Here is a 22,211-nt window from a genome sequence, read left to right as displayed (position 1 = left end):
GTCCCTCTCAGATGGACAAATTATTGATTTTCATCTGCATCATTTCGCTCAGAGCAGGAGAGGCATCGCTTTTCACGCCCGCTTCCCATGCGCTACGCGCACCTTGTTTGTCGCCTTTGCTCAGCAATGCTTCACCGCGCAGGTCGGCAACAATGGCCGTCCACCCTTCACCTTTAATGGTGTCGAGTGTTTTCAGCGCGGTATCAGCCTGTTTAAGCTGAACCTGAACACGAGCCAGACGCAGATTAATCACCGCTTTGAGATTCTCATCGCTGGTCGCTGCTAAGCCTTGTTGCAGCTGGCTTGCGGCTTTCTCAAGTTCATTTTGGTCAACAAACTGCTGCGCCAGTTCCAGTGAAGCTAACGCGCCGTAGGTATTTTTGTTTTCTGCGGCAAATTTCTCTGCAGCAGGAAGGCTATCCGGTTTACCCGCGCTAACCGCAGTCACCGTATTTTGATATGCCAGAGAAGCAGAGCGTGCGGACTCCGTCTGATGGCTGGTCCAGTAACGCCAGCCAACCAGCGCGCCAACCCCTAAAATGACCCCAACAGCCAGCGCTTTGCCGTTTTCAGCAAAGAAGCGTTTTACTGCATCAATCTGGTCGTTTTCGTTCTCGTAAATTTCCACGCTGTCCTTCTCCTTAGCCCAGTAGAGTGCGCAAATGCGCGGCAACGCTATCCTGCGCTACTGCCGTTTGCTCACCAGAGCGCAAATCCTTCACTACAACAGTACCGTCAGCCACTTCGGACTCGCCCAGTACCAGTGCAACGCGGGCGCCCCACTTGTCGGCGCGGGCGAACTGTTTCTTAAAGTTGCCGCCACCGTGGTTTGTCATCAGTTTCACACCAGGAACTTCATCGCGCAGACGTTCTGCAAGCCGCATTGCAACCGACTGCGTATCCGCCCCCGAAGCGACCAGGTATATATCGACAACAGGATCTGCGTTAAATTCCGGATTAACTGCCTGAACTAACAAAACAAGTCGTTCCAGACCCATGGCAAAGCCCACGGCCGGCGTTGCGCGACCGCCAAGTTGCTCTACCAGACCGTCGTAACGCCCACCGGCACACACGGTACCCTGAGAGCCCAGGCTGCTGGTAACCCACTCAAATACGGTGCGGTTGTAATAATCAAGACCACGAACCAGACGCTGATTGACGGTGTAGGCAATACCTGCGGATTCCAGCAGTTTGCACAGGCCCGCAAAGTGCTCGCGAGAGTCGTCATCAAGATAGTCGCCCAGCGAAGGTGCGTCGTTGAGCAGCGCCTGTACTTCCGGGTTTTTGGAGTCGAGAACGCGCAGCGGGTTAGTGTACATACGGCGCTTGCAATCTTCGTCCAGTTTCTCTTTGTGCTGTTCCAGGTAGGCGACCAGCGCATCACGGTAGTTAGCGCGGGCTTCAAGCGAACCAATTGAGTTCAGCTCAAGGCTGACATGCTGAGAAATACCCAGCGCGCGCCACCAGCGAGCGGTCAGCATAATCAGTTCAGCATCGATGTCCGGACCTTGCAGGCCAAACACTTCGACACCCAACTGATGGAATTGACGATAGCGCCCTTTTTGCGGACGTTCGTGGCGGAACATCGGCCCGATATACCACAGACGCTGTTCCTGATTGTACAGGAGACCATGTTCGATGCCGGCGCGTACGCAGCCCGCAGTCCCTTCAGGACGCAACGTCAGGCTGTCGCCATTACGGTCCTCAAAGGTATACATCTCTTTTTCAACCACGTCGGTGACTTCACCGATCGCGCGTTTGAATAACGGGGTCTGCTCTACAATCGGCAAGCGGATTTCACTGTAACCGTAGCTGCCGAGCACGTTTTTGAGAGTGCCTTCAATGCGCTGCCGGATGGCGGTTTCGCCAGGCAGATAATCGTTCATGCCGCGAATGGCTTGAATGTTTTTTGCCACGTTTATTCTCTTTATGAATATAAAAATGAACCCTCAGCGCTAACCCGAACAATGCGGGCGCCATGCGGGTTCAATCATACACGGGAAGCACGCCGCTTCCCATCACGTTGTTATTTTTCAAGCTGCTGCACGTCAATACGACGCGCTTCGTCCAGGATACTCGCTTTGGCGCGAATGCGGGCTTCAAGCTGCGTAATCATATCGTCGTTATCGAGTCGATCCTTACGCACGCCGTCTTCATACAGACCGCTTTTCTTGTTACCGCCCGTCACGCCCAGCGTAGAAACCAGCGCTTCGCCAGGACCGTTCACCACACAGCCGATGATCGAAACATCCATTGGCGTAATGATATCTTCCAGACGTTGTTCCAGCGCGTTCACCGTACCGATAACGTCGAACTCCTGACGCGAGCAGGTTGGGCAGGCGATAAAGTTGATCCCGCGCGCACGAATGCGCAGCGATTTCAGGATATCGAAGCCAACTTTGATCTCTTCCACCGGATCCGCTGCCAGAGAGACACGCAGCGTATCGCCGATCCCTTCGGACAACAGCAATCCTAAACCGATCGCTGATTTTACCGCCCCGCTGCGTGCGCCACCGGCTTCGGTGATCCCCAAATGCAGCGGTTGATCGATCTGTTTCGCCAGCAGGCGATAGGATTCAACAGCGAGGAAAACGTCAGACGCTTTAACGCTGACTTTGAATTGATCGAAGTTCAGACGATCGAGGTGATCCACATGGCGCATAGCGGATTCCAGCAGCGCCTGCGGCGTCGGTTCACCGTATTTTTCCTGCAGATCTTTTTCCAGCGATCCGGCGTTGACGCCGATACGGATAGGAATATTTTTATCACGAGCGCAGTCCACTACCATGCGAATACGCTCTTCATTACCGATATTGCCTGGGTTGATACGCAGGCAATCGACGCCGTATTCCGCCACCTTCAGCGCGATACGATAGTCGAAGTGAATATCGGCAACCAGCGGGACATTAACCTGCTGTTTGATAAGCTTGAACGCTTCTGCGGCATCCATTGTCGGTACAGAGACACGAACAATATCTGCGCCGACGCGTTCCAGCGCTTTGATCTGATTAACCGTCGCTTCCACATCTGTGGTACGCGTATTGGTCATAGACTGTACGGCGATGGGCGCGCCATCGCCGATCGGCACGTTCCCAACGTAAATGCGTGTTGATTTTCTACGTTGAATTGGAGCCTGGTTATGCATTAAAAAATCTCCCGCATTGCCGTCTGTTACTGAGCCGGTGATTGTTCGGCATTAACGGTCAGACGCGCAACCTGGTTAGTTCTGATAAAACGACTCAGATCGACAGGTTTACCCTGGAACTGAATCTGCACTGCCGCCGGAGCGCCAATTTTCAGTTTGTACGGCGCCTGACCCGTCAGATTCAGATTGCCGTCCTTACGCTGCATACCACTGAACAGTTTTTTTCCGGTCGCATCGGTCACTTCCAGCCAGCAATCGGCGGTAAAGTTCATTACCAGTGCGTTAGGATCGGCGGCTGGGGTAGTGACACCCGCCTGGTCAGTCGGCAGCGGCGCCGCGGTCGCTGGCGCAGCAGTTGCGGTATCGACGTTAGCCTGAGAAGGTGCCACAACGGCATTCTGCTGCGCATCAGCGGCAGGTGCCGGGGTTGCAGCAACATCTGGCGTAGGCGCTGCGTCCGCCACCGCGCCATCGTCTGGAGCCGGGGTAGTATCCTGGCCCGCTGCGGCGCTGGTATCTAACGGTACGTTCTGCGCACCATCTTTACCGGCATTCAGCTCAGCGGAGGATTGATCGGCCATGGTGGTGATCTCTTCCTGCTGCGCTTTATGGTTCTGCCACCACCAGGCTCCCGTCAGTCCGACAACGACAAACAGCACCAGCCAGGTAAAGGTCATTAACCAGCCGTCGCGTTTTTTACGACGCTTACCGAGCGAGAAGCTCTGCATCGGTGCGACTTTGGCTGGGCGAATCGGAGCCTGTTTTTCCAGCCCTGGCAACAGTTCTTCTTCAGGAATATGCACCAGACGCGCATAAGAACGGATATACCCGCGCAGGAATGTTGAAGCGAGATCGGCTGGTGCCTTATCTTCTTCAATATCACGTACCGTGGAGACCTTCAGGCAAAGTCGCTCCGCGACTGCCTGCTGGCTGAATCCGAGTTGTTCACGGGCATTGCGCAGACGAACGCCGGTGGATAGTGCTTCATTTTTGTCGTGCGTGGCTTCAGTATTCATTCGCTACAGCTGCGTAAATTTGGGTTCTGATGCCGGCGAGCCACAATGCTCACCCACACCGCGAAACATCTGGTCAGTTAACCTTCGTCAGACAGTATAAAACGGTCAGACTATCAAAGACAAAACAACGTAAACCTGAGGGCTAAAGGCTTGTTGCGCCGTTACATACTGCCTTAAAGTCGACAAAAACGCACCGTTATTATTGACCTGACGACAACAACAAAAAACCTCATTTGGCTTACGTTGCACTACGGTACATGAATTATACCGTAGTGCACTCAACATCAAACGGTCTTGATATCGATAGCGTCGCCCTGCATACGCTTACGCAGAGTACGCTTGGTACGGTCGATAACGTCACCCGCCAGCTGACCGCAGGCTGCATCGATGTCATCGCCACGTGTTTTACGCACGATGGTAGTGAAACCATAGCTCATCAACACTTTGGAGAAACGATCGATACGGCTGTTAGAGCTACGGCCATATGGCGCGCCTGGGAACGGGTTCCACGGGATCAGGTTAATCTTACACGGCGTATCTTTCAGCAGCTCTGCCAACTGATGCGCGTGTTCAGTACCATCATTGATGTGATCTAACATCACATACTCAATGGTCACACGACCCTGGTTAGCGTTGGACTTCTCCAGATAACGACGAACCGCGCCAAGGAATGTTTCGATATTGTACTTTTTGTTGATAGGTACAATTTCGTCACGAATTTCATCGTTCGGCGCATGCAGAGAAATCGCCAGCGCGACATCAATCATATCGCCCAGCTTATCCAGCGCAGGGACAACGCCTGAGGTGGAGAGCGTGACGCGACGCTTGGACAGCCCAAAACCGAAGTCATCCAGCATGATTTCCATCGCTGGCACCACGTTGGTCAGGTTGAGCAGCGGCTCGCCCATCCCCATCATCACCACGTTGGTGATAGGACGCACGCCCGTTGCTTTCACCGCGCCGACGATTTTCGCCGCGCGCCAGACCTGACCAATGATTTCCGACACCCGCAGGTTACGGTTAAAGCCCTGTTGCGCCGTAGAGCAGAATTTACACTCTAATGCACAACCGACCTGTGAAGAAACACACAGGGTCGCGCGATCGTCTTCCGGGATATACACGGTTTCTACGCGCTGATCGCCAACCGCGATGGCCCATTTGATCGTACCGTCAGAGGAACGCTGCTCTTCCACCACTTCCGGGGCGCGAATTTCAGCCACTTCTTTCAGCTTGTTACGCAGCACCTTATTGATGTCAGTCATGTCATCAAAGTTGTCGCTGCAATAGTGGTACATCCACTTCATGACCTGATCGGCACGAAACGGTTTTTCACCCATATCTTTGAAGAATTCGCGCATTTGCTGACGGTTCAGATCCAGCAGGTTGATTTTTCCATTTTTATTTGGAACCGCAGGAATGACGACTTCAGAGGTGTTAACTAATTCAGACATAATTTTTTCCGGCCTCGTTGTTACACGTTGTGGCCCGTGGAGGGTTAAAAAGAAACGCCCCGGCAAGCGTTCTGCTCTTCCGGGGCGTTGCATTGTACAAAGTCTGGCGCAGGGATGCCACGTTTGCACGAAGCATTAGCGAAAATAATATGTAAATCGCTAATTCCTCTCCAAAGGATTTCGCATCGCAGGAAAGCGGCACGTTCGAGCCTCCCTGAAAGCATAGAAAACGATGCGATGTGAAAGACGCAGGAGATTAGCGCGTGCGCGGGCAAACCTCGCCTTCACCGAAGAAATAGGCGATTTCACGCGCGGCAGATTCAACGGAGTCGGAACCGTGAGTACCGTTCTCAGTGAAGCTATCAGCGTAGTCTGCACGCAGAGTACCCGCCAGCGCATTCGCCGGGTTGGTTGCACCCAGCAGATCACGGTGACGCTGTACGGCATTTTCGCTTTCCAGAACAGAAACAACGATTGGACCGGAGGTCATGAATTCAACCAGACCGTCAAAGAACGGCTTACCATCATGCTCAGCATAGAAGCCACGCGCCTGCTCAACGGTCAGGTGCAGCATTTTAGTACCGACAATTTTGAACCCTGCTGCTTCAAAGCGCGCAAAGATGCTCCCAATAACGTTTTTTGCCACCGCGTTTGGTTTGATGATGGAAAAAGTACGTTCAATAGCCATGATTACCTCTGAAAAAGATGTTTTGTTGTTGTTTACCTGGCGCAGATTATAAAGAGCATCCCGGCAATTGACTATTGACGAAGATAACATTTCTTTAAAATAAGATGAATTTTAGCAACAAAAGTCACCTGGTGGTCTACTGCAACGAAAATCTCACCGTCGCCACCTGTCCGGCATCATCCATCACCAGCAGTTGATAATCCCCTTTGGTCGCCAGCCGTAGCGTAAGACGGCGTCCGCGTTCATCCAGCCGTTCACCGTTAAGAAACCACCAGCGATCGCCAGTCCCACCGCTGGTTTGTACTGGCAATGAGGCCAGCGCAGAACCGGGTAAACGCTTCACGATCGCGCCATCACGAACCCCTGTCAACTGCAACGGCAGCGAAGCATCCTGCCCCAGCGGCGGACACGTGGCAGAAACCGGCGGTAATCTCGCCCCACGGCGCTCTGACTCCGGCAGCCATGGCTCCAGCGGTAAAGGCCAGACGATTAACGTTTGTTCGCGCGCCTGCGGGCAATCCGCCGCCACACGTTTGCCTTCATCATCCAGCCAGACGGGGAAACGAATGCCACTCACACCCTCCTGTTCGGGCAATAACAACGTGGGCGGCTGGCTGCCCTCCAGCAGCCAGGTTGCCAGACGGCGTCGACACTTGCTGTCTCCGGGCGCAAGTGACTGCCCGCCCGGCCAGCACACTACGCCGCGGCTAACGGATTCAGGGCGCGGATCCTCCGGCTGATTTGTCCCGCGAGAGAGCAAAAGATTGTTGACCTGATTGAGCAGCGGCACGGCGCTGGCAAAACCAAACTGGCCCACCACCGGCGTACCGTCGGGTCTGCCGGTCCAGATCCCCATCACATAACGGGCGTTAACGCCAATCGCCCACGCATCGCGATAGCCATAACTGGTACCCGTTTTCCACGCCAGCGGAACCACTCTGCTCAGCGCGTTATCCGGCAGCGGTTGCGCTTCGTCAGCCATAATGCGGCGAATAATCCACGCCGCGCCTACCGACATCAACGGACGCTCCAGCAGTGGATCGTCTGGCTGCAGGCGCAGTTTTCCCGCTTTTCCCTGACGGGCAAAGGCACTGTACGCCGCCGCCATGTCTTCCAGTCTGGCCCTTGCCCCGCCCAAAATCAGCGACAGATTCGGTGCGGCACCTGCGGGCAGATACAGCGGTAAGCCAACGTTACGTAACGATGCGGCAAAACGCTTCGGGCCATAGGCTTCAAGTACCTGCACGGCGGGTAAATTTAGCGAGCGCACCAGCGCTTCGCTCATACTCACCGGGCCATGAAAACCACTGTCAAAATTCCCTGGTCGATAATCTCCGGTTCGACGCGGCACATCCTGCAACAATGAAGCAGGATGAATTAATCCGTCATCCAACGCCAGACCATAGATAAACGGCTTCAGCACCGAGCCCGGCGAGCGGATCGCATTCACCATATCCACATGGCCAAAGCGGGAGTCGTCATTCATATCTACCGACCCCACCCAGCCACGCACGCTCATATCAGTGTGATCGACCACAATCATCGCCAGCGAACTGCGCGCAGGTAAGCGGCCCTTCCAGTTTTGCGCCAGCTCTTCCAGTTGGCGCTGCAATCCGGCGTCAAGGGTGGTCACGATTTTATCGCTCCGGCTTTTTCCCAGCATCATGCGCGAGAATAACGGCGCTAACTGCGGCATTTGTCTGGGCGCCAGCCAGACCGGTTCTTCGCGTGACTCCTGCACCTGTCTGGCAGGCCAAACGCCCTGCGTCGCCATGCGCTCAAGCACTTTATTGCGCGCCGCTTCAGCGCGGTCCGGCCAGCGGTCCGGGCGCAGACGGCTCGGTGCCTGCGGCAACACGGCCAGCAGCGCGGCATCGGAATAACTCAACTGTGTGGGAGATTTACCAAGGTAGGCCCAACTCGCCGCCCCCACGCCCTGCAGCGTGCCGCCAAACGGCGCACGGTTAAGATATAGCGTCAGGATGTCGCGCTTAGAAAGATGCCATTCCAGCTGCAATGCGCGCCAGAGCTGGCGGAACTTGCCGCCGAAAGTTCGCGGGTGGGGATCGAGTAATCGTGCGACCTGCATGGTGAGCGTACTGCCGCCTGAAACGACGCGACCTGAGGAGAGGTCCTGCCATGCCGCGCGCAGCACTGAAAACGGATTGACGCCGGGATGTTTCCAGAACCAGCGGTCTTCGTAGTTGATTAACGCCTCAAGGTAACGGGGGGACACCTCATCAATAGTCACCGGATAACGCCAGATACCGTCCGCGTCGGCGAAGCGCCATAGCGGCGTACCATCGTAAGCCACCACGACACGTGCCGGATCGACTTCGTGAAGCGGCAGCGGCCAGATTTTATCTGCCGCCCAAACCACCGCTACCAGCAATAGCGCAACGGCTGCCAGCCAGAGCCAGCAGCCGCGTTTCCCCAACCCGCGCATCATTTACGGTCTGACAATCAAAAGCCCCTCTGTCGCACCGGTCGCGCGCCACTGCGGAACATACATTGACTCCACTTGCGGCACAGGAACCTGATAGGTCCCCGGCGTTACCGCCCGCGCCAGATAGACCAGCGTCACCGGCTGCCCTTCGTTGACCGCTACCGCGGCGACAAAGCGATCGTCACGGAACTCAACGTGCTGGATATCCGCCTGCTGCATCTGATTGAGCAAATTCGCTACCTCGCTGCCGCTGTCCTGCAGGCTGGCGCTGCCGTTGGCCAGATTCTGGTTTTCCAGCTCCAGGCCGGCTGGCAGTAAGTCAACCACCAACGCATCCGGTACGTTCTGGCTGGCTTTCACCTCCAGCCAGACCAGTACCAGCTCGCCGCTGCGCAGAGAATCCAGCGCTTTGCTGTTCCCGTCGAGCCCCAGGATCTGACGCTCAATGTGCAGGACGTTGCTGGCAGGCGTCGGCGAGGTTTGCGGGTAACCACTCACATCCAGACGCAGCCACAGCGGCAGATTACCGGTATTGGTGACGTTCAGCGTAGACAGCGCGTCAGCATCCAGATTACGCGTTTGTGATTTCTCCCCGGCTAACGCCTGTTCAGAGAGTGACGTTTGCGCCTGCCACGAGCCAGGCAAGTCCTGTAACGTACGCGCGGCAAGGAACAGCGCATTGTTTTCCTGAGTAGAGAGCCAGCGCTGCCCAAAGGCCTGTTCTGACAAAGTGTTCAGCAGCGTATTCTGCACGTCAGGTTTAAGCTTGTTCTCTTCCAACAATGCCAGCATCAGCGCGTTGTCACGTAGCTGACTGCCGTAATCCGCCATCCACTGCTGCGCATCACGGCGTGGCGTATTCAGCGCCAGCGTCAACGCTTGTTCACTGCGGTTGGCGTCGCCCATGTTTTTCAGCGCTATCCCCAGTTGCAACAGCGGTAAACCGGAAGCCGCCTGTGCACGACGCTCCCAGATCTCACGCAGCGCGCCGAGCGGGGCTTTCTGCTGACGAGCCAGCACCAGCGCGGCGTAGGCCTGTACGGCAAACCGGCTTGCTGATGCGTCGTCGGTATAGCGAATCGACATCATGCCCGGATCCTGCAAATAGCGCAGCAGCCGCTCGTTACCCCGGTTAATCACCTCTGCCGGAACGCTATAGCCCTGTTCATTCGCGCGAACGAGGAAATCCATCACATACGCGGTCAGCCAGTACTCTTCCGACCCGTTCTTATCCCACAGCGCAAAACCGCCGTTATCACGCTGCATTTGCAGTAAACGAGAGATGCCAATCTCTACTGCCGCACGGCGTTTTTCATCACTGTCGCCCGCGATACCTAACGCCTTCAACTGCGCGGCATTGGTGTATAAGGATGGGAACAACCCGCTCGCCGTTTGCTCGAGGCAACCGTAAGGGTAAGCTTTCAGTTCACGGATATAGCGCGCCAGATTCAGCGGTGGCTTACCGCTGAACAGCAGTTGTCCCTGCATCGTCACAGGAGAGAAATTCGTCAGTTCTTCGCCCGGAATCTGCCAGGTTGCGCCCGGCTGAAGTGCGACGCCGTAATTAACAGTTTGCGCCGGGAACGCCGGTCGCACGCCAATTTTCCACTGTTTATGCTGAACAGGCAGCGTTTCACCCGGTAGATTCAGACCGCTAATTTGCGCCTGAATTTCGCCATCGCCAAAGCCCTCCCGCGCACGCACCGGAATAAACAGCGTAGTCCGTACGCCTGGCGCCAGATTCACCGGGGCGGGATCTTGCCCCATCAGCTCCAGTAAACCGCTGGCCGCGAGATTAATAATCAGCGTTTGCGGTTTGTCAGTCAGGTTGGTCACGTCCAGCGTCAGGCGCGAGGTATCCCCCCCCGCCAGAAAGCGCGGCATGTTCAGTTCAGTAATTACCGGCGCGGCGACAATCACTTTGCTTTCGCTACTGCCAAAGTCATCCGCCGTCCAGGCTTGCGCCATTACCCGCAGCTCGCCGTTGAAATCACCAATTGGTAACGTCACCGTACCTTCGCCCTGCTCGTTAAGCGTCACCGGCAGCGCCTGTTGCGCCACAATATTGACGTGATTAACCGGTGGCTTGCCGCCGCGTTTTAACTCATCGCCATCACCACCAAAGCGCAGCGCCGCCAGACGTCCTTGCCCTTCGATCACCTGGCCGTAAATATCATAAATATCCGCGCCATAGCGTTTTTGCCCGAAAAACGCCTGCCACGGATCCGGCGTGGCGTAATCGGTAATGTTCAACACCCCGCTGTCAACGGCTGAGACCAGCACGTTAACCTGTTTTGGCACGTCGCCATTTTTAACGCTGGCTTTAATCTTGACGGTCAACGGCTGATTTGGACGCATTTTCGCCGGACTTTCCAGCGCCAGCGCCAGACGACGGTTTTTATCGCCTAACGGCAAATGCAGTAAGCCGACTGCCCGTTTTGGCGTTGCCGAACGAGACTTGTCGCCAGGACGAACCACCAGCGCGCTGAGATACAAGTCATGGCGATTCCAGGTTTTATCGACCGGGATGGAGATATCAAGACCATCCGTCGGTACGTCTATCTCTTGCCACCACAGCGGGCCTTCGCTGGACTCCACCATCGCGTAACCTTTGCCTGCAGCGGGTGCGGCAATGTGTAGCTTCATGGTATCACCGGGACGATAGCCGGGTTTATCCAGTTTCAGGGTCACGCGATCGGGACGTACTGCCCCACTGCCGTCGCTGTTATCCTGCCAGCTATAACCAGCCCAGAAGCGAACGCTGCTCACCGCATCATTCGGAGCTTTCACTTCCAGGCGATAGGCACCCCACTCGACAGGGAAGCTGACTTTACCGGTCTCATCGGCCTTAAGATCCAGGGTCTGCTCACCCTCAACCAGATCTTTTTGATCGAACTGCGATTGCCAGCCCTCGCCTTCAGACCAGTTCCAGTAATAATCACGGCGTTCACGGATCAAACGCACCTGTAAACCGGACACCGCTTTTTTCTCGCCTTGCGCATCGGCATACACAATATCAAAAGCGGCATTGCTGTTTTCATCAACGCCAGGCTGATTGACGGTGGTATCGGTGCGGTAGTCATAAACGGCTCTCGCCGCAAACTGCGGACGAATACCTGGCAGCGTATCCGCAGGCCAGATGGCTTGTTCAACCCGACGCGTCACCGGACGGCCACCCGACTCCAGCAGGCTGGCTTGCAGAATCACCTGTAACGGAGAATGCGTCTCCTGCCATTGGCTGTTGGTAGTCACTTCGCCGCGACCGTGGTCATCCAGCGTCAACTGAACCTCATCGAGGCTGCGAGAAAGATTTTCTTCGGCAATATTACCAAACTGGAACCCCGGTAATGCCTGCACCGCTTCCCGCAACGGGCGCAGGAAAAGCTGCCCTTGCAGAGCATTGCCGTTGGCGGGCGCGCCGTACAGGTAGTAGCCCACCACCGAGAACTTCACTTCATCAGTTGGAGCCACCGGTATTTTATTGGCGGTGAGATTGAGCGCCATCCGCTCAGGCATGAAATCTTCGACGTGGAAATCCCACATCCGCGACTGGTTGTCGCCAGTATTGGCACGAATATGCCACATGCCGGTTGGCGCGCTGCTGTCCAGCGGCCAGCTAAAGCGATACAGACCGTTTTCCGGTTGGCTCACTACCGAGCGTAACACCTGTCCGTCGGGCTTAACGACCTCCAACTTCACCGGCTGGTCAGGCAGCGTTTTGCCGTCGCTATCTCGCAGTAATCCGTTGAGGATCACCGTTTCGCCAGGGCGATAGAGGTCTCGGGGGCCAAACATAAAGAACTGCTTGCTGTATCCCGGCGCGCCGGCAATATCAAATTCAGCCAGATCCAACGCCGGGAGCTTCAGGTCCAGCAGCGTGGTTTGCCCGTCTTTACGGGCCAGCAATAAGGCCGCGTCTTTATCGGTTTCCAGCTTGACGTGCCCCTGCGCGTCACTGGTAGCCTGCGCCAGCGTCTGCCCTTTTTCGTTGAGTAACGTGACCTCAATACCCTGCTGCGCAGCGCCGTTTTCCAGACTCTGCGTAAAGACATCCAGTTGATTGTGGTAACGGTGCGCAGAGACACCAATGTCACTGAGCGTAAACAGCGTAGCAGCATTGCTGTAGTTATAGTGTCCGGCCTGATTCATCACCGCAATGTAAACGCCTGCTTGCTGCAACGGCTTGATATCGCTCAGTGGCAGTAGCAGCTTCTCTCGGGTGTTACGCTCAGGATTGAGGTCAAAGCGTCCGGTATAAACCAGCTCCGCCATTTTCAGCAGATTGTCTGACTCCCAGTTTGACAACGAATTACGGTATTCCCACTGGCTGACAAACGCACCGAGCGATTCAGGCTTCACGCGAAAGAAGTTCACATCCACGCTATTAACGTTAAGGGCCATCACCGGTAACCCTTCAATCACTTTTCCCGGCAGCAGCGAGCCGCGACTAGCGAACCCTACGCTTGGCTGGACGTCGCGGGTGGTAATATTTTTTTCATAATCGATAGCGAACGTCGCTTTATTCAGCGCCAGCAAATCACGCTCAATGGTAACCACCAGTTCCCGGTTAGGTTCGAGATGGCGTAAGCGTAGCTCTTTTAGATTTGGCGCCAGCTCCCAAGCACCATCCACTTTGCCGCTTTTTTTATCAACAACGTGCACTACGCGAGAAAAATCTTGTTCCGGATCGAGGGGAATGGAAAAGGTTAAAACGAGCGTTGCCGCGCCATCGAGCTGGACCTCGGAGGCATCAAGCAGCGTCAGCGACTTGCCCTGGCTTTGCTGAATCAGCTTTTGTAATTGGGCCTTATCTTTTGCTGGCGCAGTCTGCGGTGCAGGCGCATCAGGCTTCGCAGCCGTCGGTGATTTTTCGTTATTATTATCGCACCCAACCAGTGCCAGCATCAGCATACAGGCCGCTACGCGTAAATGTTTCATTTTTCATCCCTGGCCGTAGTGGCCCGTTAGCTACGTAGAACAACTATTATGCGTCAGATTTTCGGCTGTGAAAGCCAGTAACTGTTCTACGTTGTCCTATTTTTTCGTGATTAATGTGGATTCGCCTGACAAATCAGCCTCTTTTACTTGTCGCATTGCACTAAACATCCGACAATTTGCCAAAACCTGGTAAAAATGGAGATGCCTATGACCACCGCCTTTTTTGTCGCTGCCGACTGGCTTGCCGAACACATTGACGACCCGGAAATACAAATTCTTGATGCCCGGATGGCACCTCCAGGACAGGAAGATCGCGATGTTGGCGAGGAGTATCGTGCAGGCCATATTCCTGGCGCAGTCTTTTTTGATATTGAAGCGCTTTCCGACCATACGTCACCGCTACCGCATATGATGCCGCGACCGGAAGCCTTTGCCGTAGCGATGCGCGAATTGGGCGTTCATCAGGATAAACACCTGGTTGTCTACGATGATGGCAACCTGTTTTCCGCGCCACGCGCATGGTGGATGCTGCGGACATTTGGTGTCGAGAATGTCTCCATTCTGGCGGGCGGTCTGGCTGGCTGGCAGCGCGATGAGCTAATGCTCAAAGAAGGAAATGAGGATTTACCGGAAGGTGAATTTAACGTGGCATTTACACCTGAAGCGGTTGTGCGCGTTACCGACGTACTGCTGGCCAGTCATGAAAAAACGGTGCAGATCGTCGATGCCCGACCGGCTGCACGTTTTAATGCCGAAGTTGACGAGCCGCGTCCGGGCCTCAAGCGTGGCCATGTGCCTGGTGCGCTTAACGTACCGTGGACAGAGCTGGTTCGTGACGGTGAACTGAAAACTACCGACGAACTGGATGCTATTTTCTTCAGCCACGGCGTAAGCTTTGACCGCCCCATTATCGCCAGCTGCGGCTCAGGCGTCACGGCGGCGGTGGTTGTGCTGGCGCTTGCCACGCTGGGCGTTTCTAACGTCGCATTGTATGACGGCGCATGGAGCGAATGGGGCGCGCGTAACGATTTACCGGTAGAACCGGCTGAGACTCTATAAAATCTGATTTACTCATCTTTTTCACCCACAAAAAAACCGCTCAATGAGCGGTTTTTTTGTGCCAGTCCGGTTCGCGGCCTTTCCAGCAGGCTGTGCTGCTTTAGCAACGCAGGCTCATCGTAGCGCACTAATACTCCCTTTTGAGGGAGAAAAAGCCAACTGAGTTAGCGGCAAAATTATTCAGTGCGCAAGGTATTATCCTTCGTGGCGGCTTTCCTTCACTCAGATAATCCGGTTCTGTTTGAAATCGCGCAGGAAACCGCCCCAGCGGCGTTCGTAGAACGGTGCGATGTGCTCAGTGATAAAGTGACTCACGCCCTTCTCACCTTTCTTCACCTGGCAGATATCAATGGGTTCATCACCCGGCAACGTATCGGTCGCGACGCTACCCGCAGCATGGATGATCTCTTCAATATCACCTTCAGCTTCAATACCAATCAGCAGATTCGGCTGGGCTTCCGCACTTTCTTTGATTGAGCAGAGAAATGCGCGTTTTACCGGCTTAATGGTTTTAAACAGCGTGGTCAGTGAGTCAATCATCTGCGCCGGAGGTTCAGCGACTTCAGAAAGGAGCAGCGATTCACCACCTTCCAGTACTTCCTGGGTGCTTAGCGGATTACCCTCTTCCCCCATCAGCAGGCTGATTTCACGCGGCATAAACTCTTTGCCGGTCGGCAGTTTAGCGTTGAGAAAGAGCGTTTCGCCAAGCGTCATTTCAAATAGCGTACGCACCGACATAACGACAAATGCTTGCTCATCTTCAACCGCCTGTTGCAGGGCATCCAGGGAGGTGAAGAACGGGATCACGGTAGTGCCGTCTTCTTTTTCCCAGTGTTGAAGGTCGAGGGCGCTGTCTTCTACTACCGCCTCGCCTTCTGCGGCAGTACCCGGCACCCAGACGGTGGATTCCAGTAATGTACGGAAAAATGCCGGACGATGCGCAGGCTCTGTCGCTGCTTGCTCCAGCAACGTTTCTAATTCATTTTTTGTTTCGGACATAAGTATCACAAATTGGATGAATACATGTAAGCCGGATAAGCTTAGCGCTATCCGGCAATACAGTCGTGAATTATGCGGTCAGCAGATTCGCGATGGTGCGCACACCCAGACCAGTTGCGCCCGCAGACCACTGCTCAACCGGCGCTTTGCGATAGGTTGCAGAGCAATCGATGTGCAGCCAGCCTTGCTGGTAATTTTCCACGAAATGGGACAGGAAGCCCGCCGCGGTGCTTGCACCCGCTGGGTAGGCCGCACTGCCGGTATTGTTCAGCTCGGCAAAATTTGACGGCAGTTGGCTACGGTGGAACTCTGCCAACGGCAAACGCCAGAACGGCTCGTTTTCTTGCGCCGCACTTGCCAACAAACGCGCGGCCAGTTGGTCATCAAAGCTAAACAGCGCGTGGTAATCGTTGCCCAGTGCGGTTTTCGCCGCGCCGGTCAGCGTGGCAGCATCAATGATCAATTCAGGTTTTTGCGCGCTGGCATCGATCAGGCCATCGGCCAGTACCAGACGCCCTTCAGCATCGGTATTCATCACTTCAACTTTTTTACCGTTGCGATAGTGAATGATATCGCCAAGCTTAAAGGCGTTGCCGCTGATCAGGTTATCCGCGCAGCACAGATACAGCTTTACACGCTTGTTCAGGCCACGGGTGATGGCAAACGCCAGCGCGCCGGTGACCGTTGCCGCACCGCCCATATCGGACTTCATTGAGTCCATAAATGCGCTTTGCTTGATGCTGTATCCGCCGGAGTCAAAGGTAATTCCCTTGCCAACCAGGCAGGCATAAACTGGAGCTTCTTTGTCGCCAGTCGGGTTGTAATCGAGCGCCAGCAGCACCGGCGGGCGTTCAGAGCCTCGACCTACGGTATGCAGCCCCATGTAGTTCTGCTCGCGCAGATCTTCACCTTTGGTGATACGGTACGAGACGTTGTCGCAGGCCACGCCGCACAGCAGGTCTACCGCGCGTTGCGCCAGCTGTTCCGGGCCCAGCTCTTCTGCAGGTGCGTTAATGGTATCGCGCACCCAGTCAATAATCTTCAGACGGTTATCCAGCTCTTTGCGCTGCGCCTCGTCCAGAGCGGCCCACTCAACTTTGCGGGTGCCTTTTGGTCCTTTGTAACCCTGCCAGAACGCCCAGCTACGTTCGGTATCCCAGCCTTCACCATCCAGTTGGACATGTTTAATACCCAGGCCGTCAATTTTACGCGCGGCGCGCTGGATAAGGCTGAGATCATCTTTTCCGTTCAGGTGCAGGGTAATACCGTCATTATTAATGCTGTATGTCGCCTTTTCACCCCAGCGAGCATCAGCGGGTTGCGTGGAAAGCGTAATTTTCATGGCTTCTGTCATTTTATTTATCCTTATTTCGCGCATACAGGAAAACGGGCCACCCGTGGGCAGCCCGTTGACTTATTCGGCTTCGTCCAGCCAGACCAGTAAAATGGCCTCAAGGATTTTTTCGTTCGATGCCTGTGGATCATCATCGAACTCTTCCAGGTCACAGATCCATTGGTGCAGATCGGTGAAACGAACGGTCTTGGGATCGAGATCGGGGAACGCGTCGTACAGCGCCTCGCCGATTTCGCGGCTATCGGTCCACTTCAGTCCCATACTACCCTCTGTTAATGCTCACGTGCATGATTGATTGTGTAACGTGGGATTTCGACCACTAAATCGTCCTCGGTTACCCGTGCCTGACAGCTTAAACGGCTCTCCGGCTCCAGTCCCCAGGCTTTATCCAGCATGTCGTCTTCTTCTTCTGTGCTTTCCGGCAAAGAATCAAAACCTTCACGTACGATGCAGTGGCAGGTCGTGCAGGCACAGGATTTTTCACAGGCGTGTTCAATCTCGATACCGTTACGCAGGGCAACGTCGAGAATGGTTTCGCCGGTCTCAGCTTCCAGAACTGCGCCATCGGGACAGAGATCCTGATGAGGCAAAATAACAATCTTTGGCATATTAAACCTCGTCCACGGAATGGCCTTTCAGCGCGCTACGGACGGATTTGTCCATACGGCGAGCGGCGAATTCCTGGGTTTGTTTGTCTACGTTTTTAATGGCTTGTTCTATCGCGTCAACATCGTCACCCTGTGCTACCTCGCTCAAGTGCGCAGCAGCGGTGTCGATAGCCTGACGTTCTGCGGCGCTTAACAGCGCGGCATCAGCGTTCAGCGCACCGGATAAACTCTCCAGTACGCGTGCCGCTTCGACTTTCTGTTCTGCCAGCATACGAGCTTTAACGTCCTGCTCGGCAAAACTCATCGAATCCTGAATCATGGAGGCGATTTCACTGTCGGTCAGACCGTAGGACGGTTTGACCTGAATCGAGGACTCAACGCCGGTGGATTTCTCCATAGCGGTGACGCTCAGTAGCCCATCAGCATCGACCTGGAAGGTCACGCGGATATGCGCGCCGCCTGCCGGCAACGCCGGGATACCGCGCAGCGCAAAACGCGCCAGTGAACGACAGTCCTGCACCAGCTCACGCTCGCCTTGCATCACGTGAATGGACATCGCGGTTTGGCCATCTTTAAACGTGGTGAAGTCCTGCGCGCGCGCCACCGGGATAGTGGTGTTACGCGGGATCACTTTCTCCACCAGACCGCCCATGGTTTCCAGTCCCAGAGACAGCGGGATAACGTCCAGCAGCAGCATTTCGCTGTCCGGTTTATTCCCGACCAGAATATCCGCCTGGATTGCCGCACCGATAGCGACCACTTTGTCCGGGTCGATAGAGGTCAGCGGCGTACGGCCAAAGAATTCACCGACGCGTTCACGTACCAGCGGCACGCGCGTTGAACCACCGACCATTACCACTTCCAGCACATCCTGCGGCTCAACGCCCGCATCTTTCAGCGCACGGCGGCAGGCCAGCAGCGTACGTTTAACCAGTGCGGAAATGAGTTCATTAAAGGTTTCACGGTTGATTTCACCCTGCCATCCCGCCACGTTAACCGTCACAGAATCGGCGTCGCTGAGTGCGATTTTCGCTGCAATCGCGGCATCCAGCAGTTCGCGCTGTACGCGGTTATCGCTGCGATCGGCAACGCCCGCCTGCTCGCGAATGTAATCGGCCAGCAGATGGTCAAAATCGTCGCCGCCGAGCGCGGAATCACCACCGGTCGCCAGCACTTCGAACACGCCGCGACTCAGGCGCAGAATAGAAATATCAAAAGTACCGCCGCCAAGGTCATAGACCGCGATCACGCCTTCCTGACCGGAATCCAGGCCATAAGCGATCGCCGCAGCGGTCGGTTCGTTCAGCAGACGCAATACGTGCAGGCCCGCCAGACGCGCGGCGTCTTTCGTCCCCTGACGCTGTGCATCGTCAAAGTAAGCCGGAACGGTGATCACTACGCCATCCAGTTCGCCGGACAACGATTCGGTTGCCCGCGCGGCCAGCGCTTTCAGAATGTCAGCGGATACGCGCACCGGATTAAGCAAACCGGCAGCGGTTTCAATCATCGGCAGGCCGTTTTCGCTCGCCTGGAATGAATAAGGCAGATGCGGGTAACGCGCCTGGATATCCGCCAGAGAGCGGCCCATCATGCGTTTTACCGAGCTGACGGTGTTTGCCGTATCCAGCGCAGCATTGGCGCGGGCATCGTAACCGACCGAGTAGCCCTGCTGCTGATAGTGAACCACTGACGGCAACAGGTGGCGACCTTCATGATCTGCCAGCGTTTCGGCCTGGCCGCTGCGTACGGTCGCAACCAGGGAGTTGGTGGTGCCTAAATCGATACCGACCGCCAGACGACGCTGGTGCGGCGCGGCGCTCAGACCAGGCTCACTAATTTGTAATAAGGCCATTTTCGCTTCCGGAAATTAAAAATCGAGCAGTTTTTCTTCGAGTTGTTCTGCACTGCTTCGCAGTTTATCGAGAAAACGCAGCTTACGCACGGTATCTGCCGCTGCGTCCCACGTCTCGCTATCCAGCTGTTCCACCATCAGTTGATGGCGAACGTTGTACATTTCGCTGACGCGTTGCATAAACGCATCCAGCCGTTGATTGTCTTTTGCCTGTTCAATCTCGTCCAGCTCTTCGCGCAGCTCCAGCTGTTCCATCAGAAACGCGGTATCGCGCACCGTGTGCTGCTCGCTGCGGATATCAAAGCCGTGTAAAGACAACAAGTATTCGGCGCGCATCAAAGGATGACGCAGCGTTTGCCAGGCCTGGTTGATAGTGGCGGACTGCGAAACCGCAGCAAGTTGTTCCGCCTGAGAACCGCTGGCGAATTTATCAGGATGATACTGACGTTGCAGATCCTGAAAACGTAGGCTCAGCGCCTGAGTATCGAGCTGATAACGGGCCGGTAAGCCAAAGAGGGTGAAGTAGTCCATAACATTCTCAGGGCATCGATTCTCTGTTGTTCGATGAGGCAAAACCAGAGAGTCAGGTAAAACAAACCCCACGCGCAGGCGACCACGGTGGGGTTATCAGTAAGCGCGTTACACGTGGAAGCTTTCGCCGCATCCACATTCGTCTTTCACGTTCGGGTTAGTGAACTTAAACCCTTCGTTCAGACCTTCTTTGACGAAGTCTAACTGCGTACCGTCGAGGAATTGCAGGCTCTTACCGTCGATCACGACTTTTACGCCTTTGTCTTCAAACACGGTATCTTCAGCCGCCGGCTCGTCAACAAATTCCAGTACATAAGCCATACCTGAGCAGCCGGAGGTTCTCACGCCCAGACGCAGACCAAACCCTTTACCGCGGTTTGCCAGGAAGGTATTTACACGCGCTGCTGCACTGTCGCTTAAGGTAATCGACATAATAAAACCTCAACTCTTAATTATTTTGCTTCACGTTTGCTTTTGTAATCCGCAATCGCGGCTTTAATCGCGTCTTCAGCCAGAATAGAGCAGTGAATTTTCACCGGTGGCAGTTCAAGCTCGTCGGCGATATCGGTATTTTTGATCGCCTGTGCTTCGTCCAGAGATTTCCCTTTTACCCATTCGGTAACCAGAGAGCTGGAGGCAATAGCGGAACCGCAGCCGTAAGTCTTGAAACGCGCGTCTTCAATGATACCCTCATTGTTGACTTTGATCTGCAACTTCATCACGTCGCCACAGGCCGGTGCACCCACCATGCCGCTGCCCACGTTCTCGTCGCTGTTGTCAAAAGAGCCCACGTTACGTGGATTCTCGTAATGATCGATTACTTTTTCGCTGTAAGCCATGTTGAATTCTCCTTATGTGCGCCGAATTAGTGATGAGACCATTCAATACTGTTCAAATCCACGCCCTGTTTGAACATTTCCCACAGCGGGGAAAGGTCGCGCAGGCGGCCAATGGAGTTGCGAACCAGATTGATGGCGTAGTCAATCTCTTCTTCGGTAGTGAAACGACCTAAAGAGAAACGAATTGAGCTATGTGCCAGCTCGTCGGTCATCCCCAGCGCGCGCAGCACGTAGGATGGCTCCAGGCTTGCAGAGGTACATGCAGAACCGGAGGATACAGCCAGGTCTTTCAGCGCCATAATCAGCGACTCGCCTTCAACAAAGTTGAAGCTAACGTTGAGAATGTTCGGCGCGCCCTGCTCGAGGTCACCATTGAGGTACACCTCTTCCATATCTTTCACGCCGTTCCACAGACGGTTACGCAGAGTGCGCAGGCGCGCCATCTCGGTTTCCATCTCTTCTTTGGCGATACGGTAAGCTTCACCCATCCCAACGATTTGGTGCACAGGCAGCGTACCGGAACGCATACCACGCTCGTGACCGCCGCCGTGCATCTGCGCTTCAATACGAATACGCGGTTTACGACGAACGTACAGCGCGCCGATACCTTTCGGGCCATAAATTTTGTGGCCGGAGAAGGACATCAGGTCAACTTTCAGTTGGCTCAGATCGATAGGCAGTTTGCCCACGCTCTGAGTCGCATCAACGTGATAGATGATACCGCGGGCACGGCACATTTCGCCGATGGTTGCGATATCCTGTACCACGCCGATTTCGTTGTTAACGTGCATGATGGAGACCAGAATGGTGTCGTCACGCATTGCCGCTTCAAGTTCTTTCAGGTCGATAATGCCATTACGCTGCGGGGCGAGGTAGGTCACTTCAAACCCTTCGCGCTCCAGCTGACGGCAGGTGTCCAGCACGGCTTTGTGTTCGGTTTTGCTGGTGATGATGTGCTTGCCTTTTTTCTGGTAAAAGTTGGCTGCACCTTTAATCGCCAGGTTATCGGATTCCGTCGCACCGGAAGTAAAGACGATTTCACGCGGATCGGCACCGACCAGATCAGCGATCTGATTGCGGGCGATATCTACCGCCTCTTCAGCTTGCCAGCCGAAACGGTGTGAACGGGAAGCTGGGTTACCAAAGTTTCCGTCCAGGGTCAGACACTGCATCATTTTCTCGGCAACACGCGGGTCCACCGGCGTGGTTGCGGAGTAGTCGAGATAGATCGGTAATTTCATTGCTCTATAAACTCCGTACATCGCTTCAATGCAAGGAACCAGGC

The 22,211-nt window shown here is 55.0% G+C and carries 18 protein-coding genes; 1 reads left to right on the top strand and 17 read right to left on the bottom strand.

The genetic code is table 11. The features are described from left to right. Positions 1-7: 7 nt before the first annotated feature. The 8 genes from OGV38_RS00685 to OGV38_RS00650 form a co-directional block, all read right to left on the bottom strand. Positions 8-628, bottom strand: a complete 621-nt coding sequence (locus OGV38_RS00685) for a YfgM family protein (protein WP_016157128.1) — start codon at positions 626-628, stop codon at positions 8-10. Between the two features lie 13 nt (positions 629-641). Then, positions 642-1,916: a histidine--tRNA ligase gene (gene hisS / locus OGV38_RS00680; protein ID WP_286472841.1), complete on the bottom strand. Its 1,275-nt coding sequence runs from the start codon at positions 1,914-1,916 to the stop codon at positions 642-644. A gap of 110 nt (positions 1,917-2,026) precedes the next feature. Further along, positions 2,027-3,145, bottom strand: coding sequence for a flavodoxin-dependent (E)-4-hydroxy-3-methylbut-2-enyl-diphosphate synthase (gene ispG / locus OGV38_RS00675; RefSeq protein WP_016154000.1), 1,119 nt, complete (start codon positions 3,143-3,145; stop codon positions 2,027-2,029). 26 nt (positions 3,146-3,171) lie between these two features. Continuing rightward, positions 3,172-4,161 (bottom strand): cytoskeleton protein RodZ, encoded by a 990-nt coding sequence (gene rodZ / locus OGV38_RS00670; RefSeq protein ID WP_016154001.1) that lies wholly within the window; start codon positions 4,159-4,161, stop codon positions 3,172-3,174. 284 nt (positions 4,162-4,445) lie between these two features. Beyond that, positions 4,446-5,612: a dual-specificity RNA methyltransferase RlmN gene (gene rlmN, locus OGV38_RS00665; RefSeq protein WP_016154002.1), complete on the bottom strand. Its 1,167-nt coding sequence runs from the start codon at positions 5,610-5,612 to the stop codon at positions 4,446-4,448. Between the two features lie 256 nt (positions 5,613-5,868). Beyond that, positions 5,869-6,300: a nucleoside-diphosphate kinase gene (ndk, locus tag OGV38_RS00660; RefSeq protein WP_003037710.1), complete on the bottom strand. Its 432-nt coding sequence runs from the start codon at positions 6,298-6,300 to the stop codon at positions 5,869-5,871. A gap of 136 nt (positions 6,301-6,436) precedes the next feature. Then, positions 6,437-8,749, bottom strand: a complete 2,313-nt coding sequence (gene pbpC / locus OGV38_RS00655) for a peptidoglycan glycosyltransferase PbpC (RefSeq protein WP_286472839.1) — start codon at positions 8,747-8,749, stop codon at positions 6,437-6,439. Next, complete coding sequence (locus OGV38_RS00650; protein WP_286472838.1) at positions 8,750-13,684, bottom strand: alpha-2-macroglobulin family protein; 4,935 nt, start codon at positions 13,682-13,684, stop codon at positions 8,750-8,752. It abuts the gene before it with no gap. A gap of 207 nt (positions 13,685-13,891) precedes the next feature. On the opposite strand from OGV38_RS00650, the gene sseA reads away from it, so the two are divergent. Then, positions 13,892-14,743 carry a 3-mercaptopyruvate sulfurtransferase gene (sseA, locus tag OGV38_RS00645; protein ID WP_047416431.1) on the top strand — a complete coding sequence of 284 codons (852 nt, stop codon included), beginning with the start codon at positions 13,892-13,894 and terminating at the stop codon, positions 14,741-14,743. A 222-nt stretch (positions 14,744-14,965) separates the two neighbouring features. Here sseA and sseB read toward each other — a convergent pair whose 3' ends face one another. The 9 genes from sseB to iscS all read right to left on the bottom strand — a co-directional run bounded on the left by sseB (position 14,966) and on the right by iscS (position 22,167). Next, positions 14,966-15,742, bottom strand: a complete 777-nt coding sequence (sseB, locus tag OGV38_RS00640; RefSeq protein ID WP_269517397.1) for an enhanced serine sensitivity protein SseB — start codon at positions 15,740-15,742, stop codon at positions 14,966-14,968. A gap of 70 nt (positions 15,743-15,812) precedes the next feature. Next, the gene (pepB, locus tag OGV38_RS00635; RefSeq protein WP_016157137.1) at positions 15,813-17,096 is read right to left on the bottom strand and encodes an aminopeptidase PepB; all 1,284 of its coding nucleotides are present in this window, start codon (positions 17,094-17,096) and stop codon (positions 15,813-15,815) included. Positions 17,097-17,156: 60 nt separating this feature from the next. After that, positions 17,157-17,357, bottom strand: a complete 201-nt coding sequence (gene iscX / locus OGV38_RS00630; RefSeq protein WP_003037694.1) for a Fe-S cluster assembly protein IscX — start codon at positions 17,355-17,357, stop codon at positions 17,157-17,159. An 11-nt stretch (positions 17,358-17,368) separates the two neighbouring features. Then, a complete protein-coding gene (gene fdx / locus OGV38_RS00625; RefSeq protein ID WP_003037690.1) occupies positions 17,369-17,704 on the bottom strand; it encodes an ISC system 2Fe-2S type ferredoxin in 336 nt (111 codons plus the stop codon). A gap of 1 nt (position 17,705) precedes the next feature. Then, the gene (gene hscA / locus OGV38_RS00620; RefSeq protein WP_019077384.1) at positions 17,706-19,556 is read right to left on the bottom strand and encodes a Fe-S protein assembly chaperone HscA; all 1,851 of its coding nucleotides are present in this window, start codon (positions 19,554-19,556) and stop codon (positions 17,706-17,708) included. A 15-nt stretch (positions 19,557-19,571) separates the two neighbouring features. After that, positions 19,572-20,087, bottom strand: a complete 516-nt coding sequence (hscB, locus tag OGV38_RS00615) for a co-chaperone HscB (protein ID WP_016154008.1) — start codon at positions 20,085-20,087, stop codon at positions 19,572-19,574. A gap of 108 nt (positions 20,088-20,195) precedes the next feature. Continuing rightward, positions 20,196-20,519, bottom strand: coding sequence for an iron-sulfur cluster assembly protein IscA (gene iscA / locus OGV38_RS00610; RefSeq protein WP_003835203.1), 324 nt, complete (start codon positions 20,517-20,519; stop codon positions 20,196-20,198). Between the two features lie 20 nt (positions 20,520-20,539). Continuing rightward, positions 20,540-20,926 carry a Fe-S cluster assembly scaffold IscU gene (iscU, locus tag OGV38_RS00605; RefSeq protein ID WP_002913991.1) on the bottom strand — a complete coding sequence of 129 codons (387 nt, stop codon included), beginning with the start codon at positions 20,924-20,926 and terminating at the stop codon, positions 20,540-20,542. 26 nt (positions 20,927-20,952) lie between these two features. Beyond that, positions 20,953-22,167 (bottom strand): cysteine desulfurase, encoded by a 1,215-nt coding sequence (gene iscS / locus OGV38_RS00600; protein ID WP_016154009.1) that lies wholly within the window; start codon positions 22,165-22,167, stop codon positions 20,953-20,955. Positions 22,168-22,211: the final 44 nt, after the last annotated feature.

Origin of the sequence: Citrobacter sp. Cb080 (assembly GCF_030334745.1) — a bacterium.
GTDB lineage: Bacteria > Pseudomonadota > Gammaproteobacteria > Enterobacterales > Enterobacteriaceae > Citrobacter > Citrobacter braakii.
Note: the sequence above shows the minus strand (reverse complement) of the source record. Positions and strands in the feature narration are given on the sequence as shown.